This window comes from Butyrivibrio sp. TB, from assembly GCF_900110805.1.
Classification (GTDB): Bacteria; Bacillota; Clostridia; order Lachnospirales; family Lachnospiraceae; genus Butyrivibrio; species Butyrivibrio fibrisolvens_C.
Map to the genome: position 1 here is coordinate 1 of NZ_FOER01000040.1, position 20,651 is coordinate 20,651.

Genomic DNA, 20,651 nt, shown 5'->3' on the forward strand with positions numbered 1-20,651 from the left:
CATGTCATTATTTTCTAAGCTTACATGCTGGAGAAGATCCACCTGATGTAGAAAACCTGATAGGAAAAAATTTGCTTCCTATCAGGCGCGATCGGAAATATGCCCGTCAGCATAGATTCCGAAATCCGTCTAGCTTTACTTATAGATTCAAGTAATAGCTATTATACCAATAATAGAATACTATGTGAGCGGCAGATTTGCATCTGCTTATTTGTCATGCTCAAAAGTCACTTGTGAATTCATATCAGCTTGGAAATAATTTTTAACTATCGATTCCGACCATAATAATGCTAATTATCAGTTCTAGTAATAACATCTATCCTTCTTAACTTACTGACATTGATTCATATCCGTATTTCAGATACGCTTCAAGCATCTCCATAAAGGTATCGTACTCACCAAAATCATTGCTGCCAGCCTCTCCTATGGCATACTTGTGGGTATTAGCATCATAGATGAAACTGTTATCATCTACGCATCCAAACCATATGCATTTCTGATCTTCGTCCCACCATTCAAATAAGCTTTCTTCATCGCATCTAAAATAGTCAAAGAAGTTGTTATTCTGCCTGTAGTATTCCTCAAGTTCAGCAACAATTTTCTGCTCAACGCCATATTTATCACATATAGTCCTGAACGCCTTAATTTCTTCCTCCGAAGCAGGTGTAAGTTCAACACAATGTCCGTTGCAGACATATCCCCACTCGCTCATAGCGCAGTACTTCTCAAACAATTCCTTTAATGTCATATTTCTTATTCCTCTTTTCAATATTTCTAGCTGAATGATTCAATCTTTTTTACATATACTCTGGAAAGTTCCCCGTTCATATCCTTCAGCTTTGTTTTAAGTTCACATCTCTAGCTGTTCTAGTTCTGCAATTTTCTCACATTCATGAAAAGCCTTACTATATTTATCCGTATACCACTTAGGAATAACTTCCTCAAAATTGTTGTAATTAACAAAGGCTTGTCTTGCTCTCCTTACCATGCCATCAATATCTTTTTGCCCAAACTTTTCTGCCCATTTGATGGAAATAAGTGAAGCATGTGCAACATATATTGCATTGACAATCCAGAAATCCATTGGAATATCATCCTTAAAATATTCATCAATCTGCCCTATGCAATACGGAATACTAACTTCAACACCAAAGCTCTCGAGTTTGTAAAACTCCTCGTAAGGATCACCGATTTCCCATCTGTTAAAATCAATAACGCCTATATTACCATCATCCATATAGATCAGATTGCCCGGATGAAAATCTCCATGCATATATACCGGATGTTCTTTCCAGATCTGGTCTATGTTATCTTTTACATATTTAAGTGCTATCTCATCATCAGATATTCTTACTTGTGAATCCTCGTATCTTGAAAGTTGAAACAGCTTTTTCTCTTTCTTAGTCTGCTGAGGGATATCATCTTTATCGATTGTAGTTGAATGAATTTTTCTAAGTATAGCGCCTGCTTGTCTTCCTAAAAGATACTGCTTTTTTTCAGAAAGCTTTGGTAATACTTCTTCAAGATCACTTCCTTCGATCCAGGTAAGAAGCATATATACATTTTTGCCTTCATTGCAGATGCCAAATTCTACTGGCATGGACATACTAATCCCAAGTTTTGAATACTTTGTTATAACTTCATATTCTCTTTTCTTGCCATCAAATAGCTCTATATCTGATAATCGAAGAAGTAAATCGTCACCTTTATTCGTCCTGACCAAAAACTTCTTATCAGCTGACCAACCTTTTGAAACTGGTGTGACCGACTCCCACTCTGTACTTGATTTAATATCTAAAAACATCTATTACTTTCCATCCTTATTGTCTTACTATTTTTTTAATATAACCATGTTGCATCTACCCCAAGCTTCATCCTTGAACATAAATGCATTCTCATCAGTTCTTCGCTCTTTAAATCCAATCTTTTCATAAAACTTCTTAGCTCGAATATTCTCTGGAAATACATTAAGATGAACTGCATTAGCATTTGGATTATCAAAGGCTTCTTTAAGCGCAAGCTTTATCATCTCCCCAGCTACGCCTTTTCCTCTGACTTGAGGTGAGACTACTACGAATTTTAGCATTCCTTCGTTAGTGGTGTTATTAAGCGAATAACAATAGAAACCTACAACGCTGCCTTCATCAGTAACCGCAACAAACGCCTTATCTCCAAACATCTCCTTTATTTCAGATAAGACTTTGCCCAGATTATCTTTATCAAGTGGATATATCAAATGGTTCGCACTCCACATAGCGTGCGTTCTCTCGTCTGTGATCCAGTCCTTTATTATGTCAAAATCGTTATCTATCTCAAACTCTCTAATCTTCATAGTTATTTACCAAAAATATAGTGTATTAATTACGCTCCCCAGTCATATTTAAATTCAAACCCATCTTCCGGTTCGCCGATTTCATACCCCAAAGCATTTGTCAGTTTATTTTTAAGGTCCAAGTACCACTCATTCCAGATATCTTCCGACATCTCTCCCGCTATCTGTATACCGCTAGGTTCAACCGAAGCCCAGAGATCTATTCCTTCGCCTTTCCAACATGGGCCATTTTCGTTACCAGCCCAGTATGGCATGGATTCATATACTTTTCCAATCTTATCCCATACTGTATCTGGCGCCGTATAATGAATGTTCAGATTTACATCAATATTCATTTATACTCCTTTCTCATACTTTAAAATATCTTTTTACAAAGAAAGCTACAATTCATCGCACTTAAGCCCATATTTCCTGAAGGCAGCTCTCTCCTCACCAAAATCATCCAGAATCGATATCTCCAGATTATTCCTGACATGAACATCTCCATGCCTTTTCAAGATCTTCAAAGCATTAAGATAGGTTTCAAGCAGGATTTTGTCCGGCTCTTTGCTTCTTACAAGATCTTTTAAAGGAGAGGCTATTACGTCGCAAATATATGGATCAAAGAGAATCTCTCCATATTCATCCATCTGCTTTTGAAGCGCCTCTTCGCCCATAGGCAGGATCTCTTCCAGAATCTTCGCACACTCCGAGCCGTTTAGTTCGTCATCCTAATTACGCAAAAGCTCTTCTGAGAGTCTTAGTCTTTGTAATGCATAATACTTTTTCACCACAAATTCATATTCCCTGCGATCAAAGACCCAGTCCGTGTTAATGAACCACCTAATGTTTCCTTCCGTCTTGTAATATGGCAGGGTGTAGTTCATACGCCTTTTATAAAGCTCGACGTCCCAGTTTTTTGCTATCCACTCATGCCATACATCGCTGCCCACATCCTCTAAAGCTATGTTATCACCGTACCTTGCCCAATCATCATCTGTATAACTTTTGGTATATGCGATACCCTTTTCCATTTCTTCTTCAAGACTTTCACCATTATGAGTAACATATCCTATACGGTTCCAGTATACGAAGTCTTCTGTCTTCTCCACATCAGCCACTATTACTATGCAGGAAAAATCCGGATCGTCCTCGCATAACAATATCGGAACCGGAGCACTGTCCATGTCTATAAGAGTTCTAACGAATCTCCTGTCACCCTTCCAGTCAATATCATGGCTCCATGCAAATAACAATTCACTAAATGGTCTGATAAATGCGGCGATATGCTCATCCTCCGAACCTTCCGTATGCTTATCAAGCCATTGCCCGAGAGAAGAGCCATCAATAGTAAGTTCTTGAACAATATATCCATTTGGATTTGTCACTTCTACAACATCTATATGATTCATAAACCAATCATCCGTTTTGTTATTTCTAAGTACTATAATCCAACAACGAGTCATTGAACAGCATATACTTGATCCATCAAAAGCATAGATATACTATAGCAGAAATAAAGCCACTTAACAGCATAAATACTGTCAAATGGCTTATCCAAAAATCTTTAAATTATATAATCACAACGCTTAAGTAATGATATAAAACTTCTTCATGCCCCTTGTCTTGCATCTTCATGGCAATTCCGTAATAGGTCGCACCTTTTTTCTCAATAATCTCATAGGCACTGTTCTTAACATTTTCAGCAATCTCTTTCATGGCTTTTTCATGTTCGAAATGACCTCTCATCTCGCAGAAATCGTGAATTGGAATCCCTGAGACATTTGTTGGGAAATTTAATCAAGTACCTCTCCGTTACGAGAGATGGTTACAACATGCCAGGGAAGGAACTTTCCACTGTTCTTTATAGCATTCTCTGCGGCCCTCTGGAGTCCTCCGCAACATGGAACCTCCATCCTTACTATGGTCACGCTAGCGATGTCGTTATTTGATATGATTTCTGTCAGCTTTTCTGTGTAGTCGCCATCATCCAGCTTTGGACATCCTATCATTGTAACTTTGCCCTTCATAAACTCCTCATGCAAGTTTGCATAGGCGTATGCTGTACAGTCAGCTGCAATGAGGAGTTTGGCTCCATTATAGAAATCAGCCTGTGTTGGAAGAAGTTTTATCTGACATGGCCATTGCACTTTTCTTCGTCAATCTTTATTATCTTTCTTACCATCTTTAAACCTCTCTGTTCTTAGCTTTAACCTTGTTCTGATGGTATCAGTGTAATATACTATTCATAACATGTATGTTGTTTAAACCACATTTTAGGAGAAATTTTTTATGAATCTTGAAGGCATAGAAAAAAGCAGACTGTTCCAGGGAATGACAGCAAAAGAGCTATCCTCGTGCCTTGACTTCCTGGATGCAAAGGAAAAGAGATTCCGAAAAGACGATGTGATTCTCCACGCCGGAGAACAGACTTCCCAAATAGGCATGGTGCTTTCTGGTAGTGTTACTGTTGAAAGCAACGACATCTGGGGCAACCGTACTGTATTAAGCCATGTGGGAAAGAACCAGTACTTTGCCGAGACCTATGCTCTTCTTGGTGAAGTCCTTCTGGTTGATGTCAGAGCAAATGAGGAAAGCAGTATTCTCTTTTGCAATATAAAGAACCTTCTCGAAGATAGCAAAAAGAGCTCTCCCTGGAAGGAAAAGCTCCTTAAAAATATACTTATCATCTCATCACAAAAGAACCTTATCCTCTCCGGGCGAAGCTTTTATACTTCTTCCAAGAGCTGCCGCGGACGCCTCCTGTCATATCTCAATGCCATTGCACTGCAGACTGACTCCAGAGAATTTGATATTCCATTCAACAGACAACAGCTTGCTGATTATCTGAACCTTGAGCGCACCAATATGTCAAAAGAACTCTCACGCATGCAAGATGAAGGGCTTATAGAGTATAGGAAAAGTCATTTCAAGCTTCTTAAGGCTGATTAGCCAATATATGCATCTTCTGCAAAGTTGTGGAAATTCTGCTTTTCCAACCACTCTTTCTCTTCGTCATTCTCCGGAATATCAATACGCTCGATTTTAAAGATAACAGGTCTTGTCCCGTCATTGCAGCATGCGATCATCATTCGATCATCATTAGTCCACCCCTTCATAATGGATCCACCCCACAGGGTTGGAGCTCCCCTCGGCTATCAAAATCCATCATAAGGGCAGATCCTTTCATCTGATCAAAAATTATACTGCATGAAATTTCCGTTATGCTTAAATCCATATGATTCGTACAACTTCACACCCATATTCGATGCTGTAATATAGATTGTTCCGCAACCATATTCTTTTGCCTCTTTTACTACTCTGTCCAGTAACTCTGTAGCGATTCCCAACCTCCTATAGTTCGGATCGGTATACATGCTGGACAAGACACCTAATTTCCCTGAAGGGCATGTGAAGTATGGCGGTTTTTCCGCGAAGGACATACCACTTGTTCCGACTATCTTATCTCCATCAAATGCCAGCCAGGAAATATAGGTTCCGGCAGCCATATTTCTTTTATAAAAATCCAGCAGAGCCTCTTCAAGATTTACATCATTCGGTACAGTTTTTCCCTCTGATGTGTATTCTTCTGTCAGTTGATCTATTCTCATTCTTATGATCCTGTTTAATTCGTTCTCTGATAATCTTTTATAAACAATATCCATAAACATTTGTCCTCGTCAAATACCAGATATGCTGTATGTGAGCCATCAGACATAGCTTTAGAGTAATAATCCCTGGATTGCCGCTCTACCTCTGACATATCAATGCTTGCGTCAAGCCTGTTTGCCGCCCTTAAAACTTCTATTCTTGTGGTGACAAGTATATCCAGATCTTCTATTGTTGCCTTTCTGAAATTCATTTATTTACCCGCCTCTGAATTAATCTCATCAACTATATTTGCTGGTTTTATAGTCATCTCGACCCATGCAGGAACAAATCCACTCTTCGCTGCATTTCTAGCTGATCTTATATTTGACCATGCAGAACAGTAAAATGGCACCTTTCCTCTTTCAAGTATTTCTTTTGCCAACCTGCTTGTAAGAGCAGATGCTATTCCCTTTTGTCTGTACTCAGGAAGAACATCTACCCCTATCTGCCACATGTCATCACAATCAGCTGAACATGCAGCAAATCCTATCAGATTATCCTTGTCATAGGCTCCAACTCCCAGAACATCCAAATTTTTACGATCACTGCATAACGCATTGCTCCACTCCGGTAGATATAAGTTCTTGAAATCATCCTGTCCAAGTATTCTTGTCTCATATAAGCATTGTATATTGTGAATCCTCTCCACATCAGGAAGGTAGTACTCCGCCATAAAACATATCTTGTACCCACGCTCTGCAAGACGTTCCTCAAGCCAGTGCATATCTGGAGTCTCAAAAAGATGGTAGAACTCATATTTATCTACGTATTCTGAAACCAGATCTGTCACTTCGTCCCCTGTAGCTGCTACAACATTATTCCCGTAAGAAACAAAGTTGCAGGTGATTGGTTCTTTATAATACCTGCGTGCATTATCTCCCAAATGAAACTTACAGATTATATTTTTCTCAGATAAAAAATCCTCCGCTTTACATCCTATATCTTCAGCGGATTGTCTCATTGCAATTTCTTTAATCTCTTTATTTGTCAGCATTTTCATATTCGAATAAATCCTCTCTATTACCGGAGATTTATCAGTTGTTTTTTCGCATATATCCGACCAGAATCATCCTCCAACGAAAACATATTTTTACTATAACAAAAAAAGAGCCATTTGACAGTAATTAGCACTGTCAAACGGCAATTTTTCTGACATATTTATTTTAGGAGTAGAACATGCAAAAGATTATTATTCTTTGCTGAATTCTTATGCTCTCTTACTGCTGGATTAACCATTCCATAACTGCTATACAGTTATAGGCATAATCAAATGAAGCCATATGGTATGTAACTCCGCCTCCGGCGCCTCCACCATTTCCGCCCATCATTCCTTCAGACTTCTCGCCGGTCATTTCCATTGCCGGCTTATCTTCACTTACATCTGAAGAAGCATCTGTAGCAGCCTCGGGATTTGAAAGGCCTCCTTCTTCAGAAGAACTCATCTGCCCGCCGTTTCCTGTTTCGCCAAAGCTGCCATCTCCACCGCCCATAGGTGAATTGCCTGTTCCTGCATCAATCGTTCCTGTCTTCCAGGATATAAAGTACGCTCCTGTTGCTTCACCACTAAATAATTCTGTAGCAGCTGATGAAAGCTCGTCTGCTGACCAAGTTCCGTCCCACTGTGCATATGTGTAGGTAACACCATCTGCATCATATCTTGCCATCAGATCCTGTGCTCCGGTCCATGCACTTGTATCATCTTCAGCTGCAAAATAAACGAAGGTCTGCCCCTCCAGATTTGAAAGGAGTTCTGTATCCCACTGACCGTCAACGAACATGCATGCCGCATATAAATCAGGATATTCCGATGCAAGTATGAGTGTCGTCATGCATCCCATGGACTGACCTGTTCCATAGATCCTATCAGTATCTACTGCGTATTCATCTGACATGTAATCAATAAATCTCTTGGTGAGCTCAACATATTCTGTTGTGCTATATCCATCATGATCATCAAGAATTGTTTCAGGATATGTTGGTACAGCTACTATGGTCGGATATACTGACTGCCATTCTGATGTTGCCCATACAAGACCACCAAGTCCCTGTGTAAGTGAATACTCCGCATCAGTTCCTGCAGTTGTTGAATCACCTATAAACACAACCATTGGATATTCTGCATTTTCATCATATCCTTCAGGAAGATACAGATTATAAGTTATAGAAAGGCCTGTCTCCTCATCAGTATAAGTGAGCTGATCAAAAAGATCTGTATATGTCTCCACAAGACCCTCTTCATCTTCCGCAAGCGTGTTACTGACAAGTCCCAGCTCTAACGTAGAACCGGTATCTGTAGTTGTTTCAGTTTCTGCAGCAGAATCTGAAGCTTCTTCTTTTACCTCTTCAGATGAATCACTTATTTCCTGGGTGCTTTCCGATGATACGGTCTGGTCACTATCTGCTTGCTGTGCCTGGCTTCCACAAGCAACTGCAGATACGGTTATCGCACATGTTGTCAAAATAGTTGCTAATCTCTTGAACATTATAAAATTCCTCCATATATTTGTTCCTGTTTATTAAATGGTTTTGGAGTATTTTATATTGCGAGCTACCATTCGCAGTAAGCCTGTTTTCAGAATTTCTAAGAGTTCTGTTCTTCAGTTTACATTCTCATGATATATCCGTTAACTAAATCCAGCCTAAAGAGCTGCTAAACATATTCTAAAATCATTAGTTACTTATTTTCTCTTCCAGCTTCTTGCGCTATCTTATTTCATGCACATCCCTGTTCCAAAGATCAAAGTCCCAATGATTCCAAGCGTCATGGCTTGATGATACACTTCTGTATGACGCTTATGATCTCATCTTTTGACTCGGTGCATCCACCTCGTACCCACTCAGTGACAACTCCAATAATGCCCTTAAGATAAAAGACCCTGATAAGTGGCTGTTCTTTTCGGGGAACTCCAAACCTTTCAGGCTTCTTAGTCTTGTATCTGCCTGTCACTTCTCTTACCTTTGTTGTATTCTGCCACTTAATACAATTATAGATAAAAGAAAACCCCCAGAAACACAGAGTTTCTGAGGTAAGTGAGAACTTTTTCACTGTCCTAAATGCCTTGTTTTGGGCATTTGTAAGGCAAGTTGCTGTTTACCTGCTGCGTACGGTAGAAAGCTCAGGTCTACTGTATGCTGCTGGTGGCAACTTTGTTATTCTTTATTGTCAAACCATTTAGGAACTTTGTGTGACAATCTCACAAGACTACCATCTTTGTAAATTGCAAATCTTTTAAAATCTTCTGTGTTATCATATACCGCAAAAGGCATTCTCACTGACACATTTACTGCGGATAAGCTTTTCCTTTACATCGCCGCCGAATTTTTGCTTTAAATCCTTGTATGTCAGATCTCCAAGAATCTGATCCGTAGACTCCTGAATTTATTTTATTGAATATTTACGAAATAAACAATGAGGGGGCATTTTCCACTAGTTTCTGCATCTCTTCCTGAGTATTCTTAGTTGGATCAAAGCTCTTCATTGTGCCTGATGCAGCATCATAATATAGCGCAGTAATCTGAGGGCTCATATTTCTGGCCGCTTCTGCACGTTCCTTTGCAGCCTGCGATGAGGCCTTTGCACCAGCAACAAACTTATCAAGCCAGTCTCTTACCTGTTCCCCAGTGTCTGCCGGTGATGTTATGATTTCTGAGAGTTCATCAAATGGCGTTTCAAATATGATTTCATCAGATACTACCAAATCTATTCCTGCCTTTTCAAACTGCTTCCTAAGTGCATTTACATATTTGTCAGTCGAAAAATCCTGTGTCAGATCAATGATAAATTTTCCACTCTGACATGTCATATTTAGCACAAGACCGCTTGAACAGTTTGAATACAGGTGTACTTCATCCACAAGTTCATCCGGCATATCAAACTGACCTATGTAACTTATAAGATAAGTGTCCAGCGCAAGATTTTCCATGAATCCAAGGAGTTTCTGTCTTCCTGCAAATGAATGAAAATGTCCTATGACACTCAAAAGCATATTGATATTATTAAATTCTTTTGCACAGTAATCATGCTCTTTCTGGGCATTGAGAAGCATTTTATATTTCGCAGCTAATTCACTGTCTGAAAGGTTCTCTTCTTCTCTTCCGTAAGGCAGAGTCATACTCTTAACACAGTTTTTGAAGGTGTCATCACAACCTAATATATGTCTTGCGTCCATAGGGAAATTACTTACTATAGTCTTATCACAGTCTAAAGAAATCTCTTTTATCCCTCTGCTCATCAGTATGCTCAGATATGTGATTGGAGATGCGCCGATGCTCTTGCAGGCATCCATAAACTGCTTCTGTGAAAAACTGATCTCATAACGTCTATGATCATCTTTATTCTTTGTTTCAGGAAGCTTATATCCCTTGCCTGACAGGCCTTCAATCTTCGTGCTTTTTCCATTTAGCTCGTACTTCTTTTCACACGGATCAGCAAGTTCGGCTACCGATAGTTCAGATGCCAGCAAGTGGTGTTCTTTTTTTATCTGCTCATATTCACCCATTTCAGCATTTTTATAATCACTGTAGAATCTGAGCAATGTCTCGAGAAATGTCTTTGCACCTCTTCCATCTGTAAGTCCGTGATGAAAAGAAAGTTTAAGGCTCTTTTCCCAATATGTAACTCCCATGAGATGATAATTGTTACTATGTCCGCCCAGTGGGATAAATCCATCTTTGTGATGTGCCTCAAGCTTCATTTCATTCCTTACCGCATAGAAATCTCCATCTTTTTCTATGAATTTGACGCTAAAGTAAGGGTATCTGATGACAGTGTCTGCTATCGCCAGTTCCAGAAGTTCACCATTTATGTTTTCCTTCATCCTGACATCATAAACCTCACTTGGAAGGCCCTTGGATCTGTATAAATAAGGCATTCCAGACAAAGCCTTGTCACCATTCTTAAGTATTGTTTCTACATTCTTATTTGTTTTGCTCATTTATCTTTTCCTCTCTTATTTTCAATTTGTTTTCTTGCTCTCTGTTTTGAGCTTGAAGTCATTATAGAAAAATGAGCCTGCAAAAAGAACAACACTTTTTGCAAAATATGATGATTTCAGGAGCACAGGTCCCGACAGGTTTTGTAAAAAGCGTTGATTTGTAAGTCCGATATACTGTTTTTACTGCTCTATGGCTTGATGATACACTTCTGTATAACGCTTATGATCTCATCTTTGGACTCGGCGCATCCCCCTCGTACCCACTCAGTGACAACTCCGATACTTCCAAAAAACCGTACTTCCTCGCGAAATCATTCAGAGGACATCTTGTAAAATAATAATAGCTACCGTCTTTATGTTTCGAATTATCAAAATTAAAATCCCAGGTTTTATCCCTATACTGCAGATGTGCATCTGCCCAATCCTACAGGCATCTCTTCCACTGCGCACTCATATGTATAATCCCTGTTGAACCATATCTGGCCGTAATATCCAAAAGATGTTCCGAGTAGGACATATACTCAAAGCGATTCATTAATTACTGCTTTCAGAGTTTCAGATGACTTCAGTAATGCCTCTTTTTCCTGCTCACTAAGTCTGATCGGCACAGAACCTTCAACGCCACCTCTTCCGATAATTACAGGCATGCTGAGCGCCACTCCATCAATACCGTTTTCACCATGCTGCATGCTCGATATAGGCAGAACTGATTTTTCATCACGTATTATAGCCTCACAGATACGTCTTACACTCATGGCAATTCCATAATAGGTCGCGCCTTTTTTCTCAATGATCTCATAGGCACTGTTCTTAACATTTTCAGCAATCTCTTTCATGGCTTTTTCATGTTCGAAGTGACCTCTCATCTCACAGAAATCATGAATTGGAATCCCCGAGACATTTGCACTGCTCCATGCTGCAATCTCACTGTCCCCATGCTCACCTATGATAAACGCATGCACTGAACGGCTGTCCACACTCAGGTGTTCGCCAAGAAGATATTTGAATCTTGCTGTATCAAGGACCGTTCCTGAGCCAAACACCCTGTTCTCAGGAAAACCGCTGAACTTGACTGCGGCATATGTAAGAATATCAACAGGATTCGCCACGATAAGAAGTATTCCTTCTTTGTTATACCTTGCAATCTCAGGAATAATAGACTTAAAGATACCTACATTCTTTTTAACGAGATCAAGCCTGGTCTCCCCCGGTTTCTGTCCCGCACCTGCCGTAACAACTACAACAGCAGCATCGCCTGCATCTTTATAATCACCGGCATATATCTGCATTGGCTTTGCAAAAGGAAGTCCATGGCTGATATCAAGAGCTTCCCCCTCAGCCTTCTCTTTATTTACATCTATCAGCACCATCTCGGAAAAAAGCCCGCTTTCCATAAGGGCAAATGCTGATGCTGAACCAACAAATCCACAACCTACTACTGCTACTTTTCTTTCGTTTAATGTTGCCATAGTGTGCCTCCTATCTTTCACTATATTAAGTATAAGCTCTCTTCTCTGAGGCTTTCGCAAAAAATGTTTATTGGAAAATTTAATCAATTACCTCACCGTTACGTGAGATAGTTACAATCTGCCAGGGAAGGAACTTTCCACTGTTCTTTATAGCATTCTCTGCGGCTCTCTGCAGGCCTCCGCAACATGGAACCTCCATCCTTACTATGGTCACGCTGGCGATATCGTTACTTGATATGATCTCTGTCAGCTTTTCTGTGTAGTCGCCATCATCCAGCTTTGGACATCCTATCATTGTAACCTTACCCTTCATAAACTCTTCGTGCATGTTTGCATAGGCGTATGCTGTGCAGTCAGCTGCAATGAGGAGCTTGGCCCCATTATAAAAATCTGCCTGCGTCGGCAAAAGTTTTATCTGACATGGCCATTGCATTAATCTTGATGGATGAGTGCTCATTCTTGAAATCGCGTCCTGACTGGGATCATTTTCTTCCTGTTTACCGCTCTTGAGCATCATAAATCTTGACCCCGGGCATCCATGCCCGGCGGCATGTTGTTCCATTTCATTCATCATCTTGTTCTCGCACTGATACATATCCTTATCCAATCCTTTCTTTTCCTGTGCTGCCTTTACTGCTGCTTCATCATAAGCAGGCGCTTCCCTTTCTTCAAAAGAGATTGCTCCCATAGGACATCCCGGCAAACAGTCCCCAAATCCATCGCAGAAATTCTCTCTTACCAGTTTTGCTTTTCCATTCACAATATCAATAGCTCCTTCGTGGCATGCCCCCGCGCAAATACCACAGCCATTGCACTTTTCTTCGTCGATCTTTATTATCTTTCTTACCATCTTTAAACCTCTCTGTTCTTTGCTTTATCCTTGTTCTGATGGTGTCAGTATAATAAACTATCCTTAACAAGTATGTTGTTTAAACCACATTTTGGAGAAATTATTTTAAAAAAATCGGGTAACCACGCCAGAAACGCAGCTACCCGCCATCTCAAAAATCTTTATCAACATATACTTCTTTTCAGAGTATCCGTCCGGTATATGATTTTGCCGTATTACCTTTTCTCTCAAGCGGTTCCCTGATTGGCTCTCCTGCCTCAGAATATCCCAATATCAGGTCTCCGGTTATCGTTTCATCTTCCCTAAGACCATACTTATACATGAAGTTCCGCACAGCCTCATTTTCATCGAGCCAGTGGAGCTGGTTGATCTTTCTCATACTCCTACCGGCCACTCAGAGCCAACATCTAAATCATTCTCCGTAAGCCAGTCATCTTCAACTGTCACAAACTTCTCATTGCCAGCATTATCCACAAGAGTAACTGATACCTTAGGTTTCTGTCCTGGCTGTAATTCCTCGCAGCCATAATCTCCATCAAATATCTGCTTTATCTTCCACATAAGCCTCAGTCCAAATCCTCCACATCAATCATCTTTATTGAAGTTTCACTAACCATCTGCGCAAATACTCTTTTACCATCTGTAATTTTCCTATGTCTATAGGCCTTATAGCGACTTAGTAAGTCTATAGTCGCAGCAATCGTCACCTTCCGCTACTGATTTTGTCCTCTTATAATTAACTCCTCTGAAGCCGTTCATGTATTCTTTATCCATACAGCAGATCATCTGGACAGCTTCCGGAGTACCAAGTTCTAAAGCCTTATCATAAAGAGGGCAGCTTACTACATCCATAAAGCACTTTTCTTTAGTAACTTAAAGATTTTTTATCTCGTATCCATCACTCATTTTTGCTGCTATGCAATCCATCTTTTTCCATATAACGCTAGGGATTCCCGGCAAAGCTGTCACTTTACGAAAGACTCGTTGTAATCTGAGCCCCATCTTTGTTCCGAAATCTCGTGTAACAGACAAAGCCTCTCCCGGATAGAAATGCTCAACTGAACGATAAAGTGCTACAGCCGGAAATACATACGACACACTCGCCTTATCCGCAGATGGTTCAGCAATCCTTAACCCTAAAAACTCATTCTCGGCATAGTTCCAAATATCTTTCGCCCTGGCCGTTCCATATTTTTCTACCAGTTCTAGATAAAAGCGCTTAAACACGAAGGATTTTTTCAGTGTATTACTCATATCTTTCATATTCACCCCATCAAACTTATGAACAGCCCTACAAGAGCCGCAGGGATCAGTGCAAATACCAGTCCCGGAAATATAGCTCCTTTTAGATGAAACCTTTTGTCTTATTATCAATAAAGGCAATCACTCGATCAAAAGCTTCTTTGGCAGTCGAATCCACTCGTTCAGCTGCAACGAAGCAGTGCTGCTTTTCTTCACCTTTTTCTGCTAAAGGATCTATCAAAACATTTTCTACAGCAACTGCATCTAACTGATCATGCATCACATTCATATCGTGACGATACTCACTTCCAAGCATAATAGCTGGAGGATAATCTGCTGTCATATATGGGATGCAGTCATATCGTTCCAACTCACTTTTGCTCAAGAAAATTGATCCTTTGACATAATTTCCAACCAGGATCTTGCACGCAAGTGAAAAATCTTCGTATATGAGAGGAGCATCATCTACAACTATTGCGCTAATCTGCTCTTTTTTCAGAACAGGCTCTATTCCAAGGAGTTTTGCATATTCAGAATTGCTTACCACAGTTCCTATCTGAGAAACCATGATTGCTCCTGCCGAAGATCCCATCAGAACAATTTTATCTGTATTCAAATGATACTCTTTACCATGCTCCATGATATATGCAAATGCCTGATTTGCCTGAATCAGAGGATCCGGAAAATGTCCTTCGGGAACCAACACATAATCCACATTTACTATGTTATACCCCTTTGCACAAAGATCATCAATAAGATAAGTCGCTTCACTGGCTGCAAGCGGATCACCCATGTTCTTGCTCCCTGCAAAAAAACCTCCACCATGAAAGTAAAACAACGTTGGTCTGTCTGCTTCAAGATCATCATCCGGATATGTTATATCTAAAAAGCTGTTAGGGTAATCGCTTCCATAATTGATCTCACTGATAAGATACTGCCCATTTTCCTTCTCCCCATTGACCGGATCATACAAGGGTTCATAAGAATTGAGAGGTTTGCCATTAACCATAGCTCCCTTCTGGATAATATCAATGACTATCTGTGTATGTGTGGCAAGATAAAAGGCTCCTCCTACGATACTAAATGCAAAAACTGCAAAAACTATCAGCAATATATTTAGTCCTTTATGCTTCTTTTTTGCCTTCTTCAAATCGTCCATTTATATCACCTCTTTGACTTTTGAAAACAAACATGTTACTTTATGGGTACAATTGTACCTCATGTTTTCATTCGGTCAATATCCCAATAAAAAAAGGTACAAAGGAGGACTATTTGTACCATGAAAGAATCAACCAAATATGTTATGGATAAAATCACCTTTTCCCTCATTGAGCTAATGAGGAAAACACCTCTAGGCAATATATCCATTTGTGCAATCATAGAAAATGCAGAGGTAAGCCGTAACTCATTTTACCGCCATTTTCAGGATAAAGATGATATACTCCGATATTACATTTCTTCAGAAACAGAACAGTGGCTGGAACAAACAGGTATAAATTATCTGAATGTTCCATCTCCACAGGAGTATATCGTTTTTCTTTTGAAGCATCTTTACGAATATCGGGATATCATCGATCTTCTTATCCGTGATAATAAGATGAACCTTCTGGAAGAAGAATTTGACAGGCGTTTTAATGCCATTCTATCCAGCATTACTGATCCATGGCATATAGCCTTTACTATTGGCGGCTTCTATAAGCTCTTTTGCTACTGGGCAAAAACCGGATATGAAAAGACACCTGAAGAAATTGCAGCCTATATTAAGTAATCTTTGTTCACATGTGACAAAGCTGCTGTATAGCGCTTAGCAAAGTATAACCAATTCATGCACCCATTCCATCATTTATATATGCACTGTCAACACCTGTAATCTCCGTATCCCTATCGCATCTGATTCCATATATTTCTGTGAATTGTGATAAATCCATCTGTTTAATCTGTGTTCCTTTAATATCCAGATAGCCAAGTTCAGTGTTATTAGTTAAATCGATGTCCTTTATACCTGCACAATTGCTACATGATAGATGTCTAAGCTTACTATTTTGTGAAAAGTCTGTATCACTTATATCTGTATCTGAAATATCAAGATACATGAGATTTTTATTATTACTGACATCAATCTCGTTTATCCGGCTCCCAGCGCAAATAAACGTTTCCAGATTTGGCAAATCAGATAATTCTACCCTTGTTATGGCTGATTTACTGCAATCCAGGTATTCAATAGATTTATTTGATGAAAGATTGATTGCGCTTATTTCTGTGTTCTGAAATACGAGTTCGGTTAATTCCTTATTCTCTGACAGATTCAGTCCTGTTATTTTGGTCTCGGAACACTTTAACTTCTGCAAATTGACGTTATGTGACAAATCAAGTTTTTCTATCGCTGTATCGTTGCAATAGAGTTTTTCAAGCAACTCATTTTTTGACAGATCAATGTCTTTGACCGACGAACCACAACAATCAAGATACTTTAATTCAGTAAGGTATTCTATCCCCGCAAGACTCGCCATATTTCTACATCCCTGGTCACAATTAATGTATAGTCTTTCAGCAAGGCCGATCTCATCACCTGACAATATGTTATTTTTATCCATATCGAATTTTTCTTTCAGATAATTTCTGAAACACTCGTCAGGAAAGTATTCTTCATTAAGCGGAATACTTTTATGATTTTCAGAATCCGCTTTTTCTGACAGATGATTATCTATCAGATCATCATCTGTCACCTTATAATCACCATAATTATCAATACTATAAGTAGTCTTATCATTATAAATAACCCAGTCCTTCAGTATCTTATCATAGATAAACCAATGCTTTTTCTTTTTGAGATCTTCTTCGGATATTCCATTGCTTTTAAACCAGTCCATTATCTCTGCTTCACTGTAGTCAATATCATTGCCATCTTCACCATATAACACCTTACCATTTTCAATCTTATACAGATGTATTTTGTCGAATGAGAGTGTGGAATCTGCCAGATCATATCTGAAGTACATGTAATACCTGCCATTATCATATTCTTCACATAATTCAAATGATATATACCTTGGTTTTTGGTAATAATATATGACTATATCCTGATTTGGATCCAACTCATCATCTCTGTATTCGGAGGTGATTAATCCATATTCATGTAAATTGCGGTATTCTCTTTCAGGATCTTCATATTTAAATTGAGGCAACTTATCATATACAGTCTCCTCTGCTTTAAAAGTAGCAAATACAGGTTCTATTATATGCTGTCTTTCATAGTACATTTCATCGAATATATTGCTTTTTGTTTTCTGTGCAGGCATGAACAATTTTGCTGCAAAAATAAAACATACCACTATTACTGCGGTTACAATTATGTGTATAGTCTTCCTTTGCATATCTTTCGCCTTCCTTATCCTTCAGTTTTTTCTATATGTTCATGACCTGTAAGACTTATACTTCAACATCATTAAATGAAATAAACAATAACCTACTCATGCGTAACTTATTTTTCCCTAATGATATTGTTACAGCCTGTTATGAATTCCTGCAGGTCATTATGCATATCTTTTATGCTTTCCGGATCACCATCACCCATGTCACAGTTCCAATCCTGCAGATCATCATAATACTCTTTGCTGTTTGCGCCATCTGAAGTGTAATAATCCTTAAGTGTAAAGTATTTTGCATACATATCAGCTATGTTTATCGCACTAATACTGTGTTCAACGCTTAATATTGTATCACACATGCTCCACATATAAAAAAATAGAGGGGCTGTCGCTTTAGATAAGTTCCTAGAGGTACTGTAAGTTGATAAGGCATTTAGAAGATTGTTGATATGTTGCCATGCAACAAAATCCGGACAATTCCTATAACAAACAAGTGTACCGGATAGTAGAAATAAAACAGCCACTTCATGCCCTTCCACTCACCACGCTTTCCGTTATATTTTGCCAAAATCGGAATCGTGAGGAAAGTAAACATCTGAAGTATTCCATAAGGCTTATCCAAAAACAGAAAATATACCGAGGCATAGATTGCTGACCATAACACAATATCTCGTGCCTGTGCCTTAAAGTTTCCTCTATGAAGATACAGATAAAAAGGACACATCGCAGCTATGCTTGACCAATCTGATGGAAAAGCGATTAAACTTAATCTGATTAGAATTTAATCCCGTTTTTTAGTCTCCATTTTTTAACCTCATGTCGCGAGCGAAGCGAGTGACTAATGGTTCAAATTGATGGAGCTCGCGTCATCAATTTGGGTTTGAAAATGGGACATTTTCAAACTTCCTACTTTCTTAGCACGTTTTACTAAAATTAAACCTTCTTACAAAACTCAATTATTTCTTGTTTCCTGGGTTCTACATTCTCTTTATACTCAATTGATGTTAGGCCAAGATGACCTGCGCACTCAATATGCAAATGACCATAGAAATGCTCAATGCTCTGAATAATCCTGTCGCACTCATGCATGCCTGGTCCTGTTCTAAGAGCAACTGAGTATCCCTTTTTACCTTCTTTGATTGAAGCATGCGGTTCATGTGTATCGCACCAAGGCGTGCATCTGTCGATAAATGCCTTGTACTGTCCTGGAATATCAGCCCAGTAGGAGGGTGATACAGATACGATGACATCTGCATTTCTTTGATGATACTATATTGAAGCGCAAGAAAAAAGAGGTTCTCACGAATTACTATCGTAAAAACCTCTCTGCGACTCTTTTTCTGACATGAATCACGCATTAACTATGTATTATTACTTACCAATCAGCTTAAGGAATTTCTTATCATTCATCTGCTCGTTGGTCACGTACTCGCCATCACAGAAGAAAGAATATGTTGTGATAGGAGTAGGCGCATTTTGGGCTTCGTCTCTACTTTGGATCTTGATTGCTTTGAACGGAATGTTGTTCTTCTTAGCTGTTTCTTCCAGGACTGGAACATACTTAGCATTAAATGGACACTGATTTGTGTAGTATAGCACATAGCCTTTTTCATCTATGTGTGGATGCTTGGCACATTCCTTGAAATCTGGCTTATCAGCTTTCTTATCAAATGGCAGGTACCAAAGCTGAATACCATTATCAGCTTCATCGCATACTTCAAAGCCTTTATATTTCAAGAACTTAGGATCCGCAAGGAATGGCTTTTTCTTGGCTGAAGAAAGAATGCAAAGACCTTTCCTACCCTTTTCCTTACTGTCAGCAATACAGGCATCCAGAAGCTCTGTGGAATAGCCATGTCCTTTAAAAGAGCCAGAAACCCACAGGCAATCTATGTACATATAACCATCAGCCTCAATAGGGACCCATGCACTCTCAGCAGGAATGTACTCAATAAAGCATTTGCCACGCTCCGCGCTCTTTAAAAAGACTAGTCCCTCATCGAATCTATCTGCAAGCCAGGCTTTCTTTGATGAAACCTGAACATCTTTATTATTGGATATAGCGCAGCAAATGTGCTCTTCCTCTAAATTGTCCTTGGTAACTCTAATATATTCCATGATTAACCTCATGTCGCGAGTGAAACGAGTGACTAATGGTTTAAATTGATGGAGCTCGCGTCATCAATTTGGGTTTGAAAGTGGAACACTTTCAAACTTATTCCTCCAATTTATTCTTCCATCAAGGATTATGTATTACATTTCTCTTTCCACTATTGGCAGTTCCTCTTACTTCTTCGTGGTAAAAGTAATCTACAATTGTTGGATGTCCTTTCTCTACTCTCTCATACGGAGTTTCATTATCAACAAACCTGCAATCATACTTTTTAGCCAGCTCTTCTGCTTTCTTTTCCAGCGCTTCAAAATAACTGCGGTTCTTTTTGTTATAAATTTCGTCATACAACGGCACCAGATCCGGATGTTTATCGGAAATATATTTCATGATATCTGCCTTAAAACCTCCGCGAAGATTCAGATTCTCAAGCCATACAAGGTCACACTGATCTTTTGTCCTGTCTATGATTGCTTCTATATCCGTAATCCCCGGGAAAACGGGTGAAATGAAGCAAATTGTACGAATGCCTGCCGCATATACCTCTTTCATTGCAGCAAGCCTTCTTTCTATGCTTACTGCCGCATCCATATCATCTTTAAACTCTTCATCGAGAGTATTGATTGACCATGATACTGTAAGTCTGCTATTTTCATTGATCTCTTTTAGCAGATCCAGATCTCTTAGAACAAGGTCTGACTTTGTGCAGATAAGTA

27 protein-coding genes and 4 pseudogenes are annotated in these 20,651 nt (G+C 39.3%); 2 read left to right on the forward strand and 29 right to left on the reverse strand.

Annotated elements, in window-relative coordinates; translation table 11 throughout:
* Positions 1-325 precede the first annotated feature (325 nt).
* From BMX21_RS18225 to BMX21_RS18260, 8 genes and pseudogenes are all read right to left on the reverse strand, one after another.
* Positions 326-748, reverse strand: coding sequence for a hypothetical protein (locus BMX21_RS18225; RefSeq protein WP_092046720.1), 423 nt, complete (start codon positions 746-748; stop codon positions 326-328).
* A 102-nt stretch (positions 749-850) separates the two neighbouring features.
* Positions 851-1,804, reverse strand: a complete 954-nt coding sequence (locus tag BMX21_RS18230) for a phosphotransferase (RefSeq protein WP_092046725.1) — start codon at positions 1,802-1,804, stop codon at positions 851-853.
* 27 nt (positions 1,805-1,831) lie between these two features.
* Positions 1,832-2,332, reverse strand: a complete 501-nt coding sequence (locus BMX21_RS18235; RefSeq protein WP_092046730.1) for a GNAT family N-acetyltransferase — start codon at positions 2,330-2,332, stop codon at positions 1,832-1,834.
* A 29-nt stretch (positions 2,333-2,361) separates the two neighbouring features.
* Positions 2,362-2,667 (reverse strand): hypothetical protein, encoded by a 306-nt coding sequence (locus BMX21_RS18240; protein WP_092046735.1) that lies wholly within the window; start codon positions 2,665-2,667, stop codon positions 2,362-2,364.
* Positions 2,668-2,712: 45 nt separating this feature from the next.
* The gene (locus BMX21_RS18245; RefSeq protein WP_092046740.1) at positions 2,713-2,988 is read right to left on the reverse strand and encodes a hypothetical protein; all 276 of its coding nucleotides are present in this window, start codon (positions 2,986-2,988) and stop codon (positions 2,713-2,715) included.
* Between the two features lie 54 nt (positions 2,989-3,042).
* Positions 3,043-3,723, reverse strand: coding sequence for a hypothetical protein (locus BMX21_RS18250; protein ID WP_092046742.1), 681 nt, complete (start codon positions 3,721-3,723; stop codon positions 3,043-3,045).
* Positions 3,724-3,937: 214 nt separating this feature from the next.
* Positions 3,938-4,096, reverse strand: a pseudogene (locus BMX21_RS18255) (L-lactate dehydrogenase); the annotation flags it as partial.
* Between the two features lie 11 nt (positions 4,097-4,107).
* Positions 4,108-4,458 (reverse strand): annotated as a pseudogene (locus BMX21_RS18260) (4Fe-4S ferredoxin); the annotation flags it as partial.
* A gap of 145 nt (positions 4,459-4,603) precedes the next feature.
* Here BMX21_RS18260 and BMX21_RS18265 point away from each other — a divergent pair.
* Entirely contained in the window at positions 4,604-5,263 is a 660-nt protein-coding gene (locus BMX21_RS18265; RefSeq protein ID WP_092046751.1) for a Crp/Fnr family transcriptional regulator, read from the forward strand.
* On the opposite strand, the gene BMX21_RS18270 is transcribed toward BMX21_RS18265, so the two are convergent.
* The 15 genes and pseudogenes from BMX21_RS18270 to BMX21_RS18340 form a co-directional block, all read right to left on the reverse strand.
* On the reverse strand, positions 5,260-5,430 hold the full coding sequence (locus tag BMX21_RS18270; protein WP_022759669.1) for a TIGR04076 family protein: 171 nt from the start codon (positions 5,428-5,430) through the stop codon (positions 5,260-5,262). The genes BMX21_RS18265 and BMX21_RS18270 overlap by 4 nt on opposite strands.
* Positions 5,431-5,505: 75 nt before the next feature.
* Positions 5,506-5,976: a GNAT family N-acetyltransferase gene (locus BMX21_RS18275; RefSeq protein ID WP_092046755.1), complete on the reverse strand. Its 471-nt coding sequence runs from the start codon at positions 5,974-5,976 to the stop codon at positions 5,506-5,508.
* Positions 5,937-6,173 carry a hypothetical protein gene (locus BMX21_RS18280; RefSeq protein WP_027204610.1) on the reverse strand — a complete coding sequence of 79 codons (237 nt, stop codon included), beginning with the start codon at positions 6,171-6,173 and terminating at the stop codon, positions 5,937-5,939. The genes BMX21_RS18275 and BMX21_RS18280 overlap by 40 nt, the downstream gene beginning before the upstream one ends.
* A complete protein-coding gene (locus BMX21_RS18285) occupies positions 6,174-6,962 on the reverse strand; it encodes a GNAT family N-acetyltransferase (RefSeq protein WP_330390283.1) in 789 nt (262 codons plus the stop codon).
* A gap of 217 nt (positions 6,963-7,179) precedes the next feature.
* Positions 7,180-8,445, reverse strand: a complete 1,266-nt coding sequence (locus BMX21_RS18290) for a carboxylesterase family protein (protein WP_092046758.1) — start codon at positions 8,443-8,445, stop codon at positions 7,180-7,182.
* A gap of 278 nt (positions 8,446-8,723) precedes the next feature.
* On the reverse strand, positions 8,724-9,008 hold the full coding sequence (locus BMX21_RS18295) for a TetR-like C-terminal domain-containing protein (RefSeq protein ID WP_092046761.1): 285 nt from the start codon (positions 9,006-9,008) through the stop codon (positions 8,724-8,726).
* A gap of 349 nt (positions 9,009-9,357) precedes the next feature.
* Complete coding sequence (locus tag BMX21_RS18300) at positions 9,358-10,896, reverse strand: hypothetical protein (RefSeq protein WP_092046766.1); 1,539 nt, start codon at positions 10,894-10,896, stop codon at positions 9,358-9,360.
* Positions 10,897-11,116: 220 nt separating this feature from the next.
* The gene (locus BMX21_RS20110) at positions 11,117-11,302 is read right to left on the reverse strand and encodes an L-2-amino-thiazoline-4-carboxylic acid hydrolase (RefSeq protein ID WP_092046800.1); all 186 of its coding nucleotides are present in this window, start codon (positions 11,300-11,302) and stop codon (positions 11,117-11,119) included.
* 115 nt (positions 11,303-11,417) lie between these two features.
* Positions 11,418-12,365, reverse strand: a complete 948-nt coding sequence (locus tag BMX21_RS18310; protein WP_092046770.1) for an L-lactate dehydrogenase — start codon at positions 12,363-12,365, stop codon at positions 11,418-11,420.
* Between the two features lie 79 nt (positions 12,366-12,444).
* Positions 12,445-13,215 carry an ATP-binding protein gene (locus BMX21_RS18315; RefSeq protein WP_092046774.1) on the reverse strand — a complete coding sequence of 257 codons (771 nt, stop codon included), beginning with the start codon at positions 13,213-13,215 and terminating at the stop codon, positions 12,445-12,447.
* A gap of 181 nt (positions 13,216-13,396) precedes the next feature.
* Complete coding sequence (locus tag BMX21_RS18320) at positions 13,397-13,594, reverse strand: hypothetical protein (RefSeq protein WP_092046777.1); 198 nt, start codon at positions 13,592-13,594, stop codon at positions 13,397-13,399.
* Complete coding sequence (locus BMX21_RS18325; RefSeq protein ID WP_027218540.1) at positions 13,591-13,776, reverse strand: hypothetical protein; 186 nt, start codon at positions 13,774-13,776, stop codon at positions 13,591-13,593. The genes BMX21_RS18320 and BMX21_RS18325 overlap by 4 nt, the downstream gene beginning before the upstream one ends.
* Positions 13,777-13,881: 105 nt before the next feature.
* Positions 13,882-14,073 (reverse strand): annotated as a pseudogene (locus BMX21_RS18330) (L-2-amino-thiazoline-4-carboxylic acid hydrolase); the annotation flags it as partial.
* A gap of 15 nt (positions 14,074-14,088) precedes the next feature.
* Entirely contained in the window at positions 14,089-14,478 is a 390-nt protein-coding gene (locus BMX21_RS18335) for a hypothetical protein (protein WP_092046784.1), read from the reverse strand.
* An 82-nt stretch (positions 14,479-14,560) separates the two neighbouring features.
* Positions 14,561-15,616, reverse strand: coding sequence for an alpha/beta hydrolase (locus BMX21_RS18340; protein ID WP_207647654.1), 1,056 nt, complete (start codon positions 15,614-15,616; stop codon positions 14,561-14,563).
* 120 nt (positions 15,617-15,736) lie between these two features.
* On the opposite strand from BMX21_RS18340, the gene BMX21_RS18345 reads away from it, so the two are divergent.
* Positions 15,737-16,225, forward strand: coding sequence for a TetR/AcrR family transcriptional regulator (locus BMX21_RS18345; RefSeq protein ID WP_022759583.1), 489 nt, complete (start codon positions 15,737-15,739; stop codon positions 16,223-16,225).
* 55 nt (positions 16,226-16,280) lie between these two features.
* Here BMX21_RS18345 and BMX21_RS18350 read toward each other — a convergent pair whose 3' ends face one another.
* The 6 genes and pseudogenes from BMX21_RS18350 to BMX21_RS18375 all read right to left on the reverse strand — a co-directional run.
* Entirely contained in the window at positions 16,281-17,831 is a 1,551-nt protein-coding gene (locus tag BMX21_RS18350; RefSeq protein WP_092046787.1) for a TipC family immunity protein, read from the reverse strand.
* Between the two features lie 107 nt (positions 17,832-17,938).
* On the reverse strand, positions 17,939-18,349 hold the full coding sequence (locus tag BMX21_RS19205; RefSeq protein ID WP_143057299.1) for a hypothetical protein: 411 nt from the start codon (positions 18,347-18,349) through the stop codon (positions 17,939-17,941).
* Positions 18,259-18,549: a TraX family protein gene (locus BMX21_RS20115; RefSeq protein WP_155243997.1), complete on the reverse strand. Its 291-nt coding sequence runs from the start codon at positions 18,547-18,549 to the stop codon at positions 18,259-18,261. Before BMX21_RS20115 ends, BMX21_RS19205 begins: the two co-directional genes overlap by 91 nt.
* Before the next feature lie 209 nt (positions 18,550-18,758).
* A pseudogene (locus tag BMX21_RS20120) lies at positions 18,759-19,073 on the reverse strand (NAD(P)H-dependent oxidoreductase); the annotation flags it as partial.
* 123 nt (positions 19,074-19,196) lie between these two features.
* Positions 19,197-19,943, reverse strand: coding sequence for a GNAT family N-acetyltransferase (locus BMX21_RS18370; RefSeq protein WP_022756223.1), 747 nt, complete (start codon positions 19,941-19,943; stop codon positions 19,197-19,199).
* A gap of 121 nt (positions 19,944-20,064) precedes the next feature.
* Positions 20,065-20,651: radical SAM protein (locus tag BMX21_RS18375; protein ID WP_092044941.1), on the reverse strand; the 587-nt coding region annotated here is incomplete at its 5' end.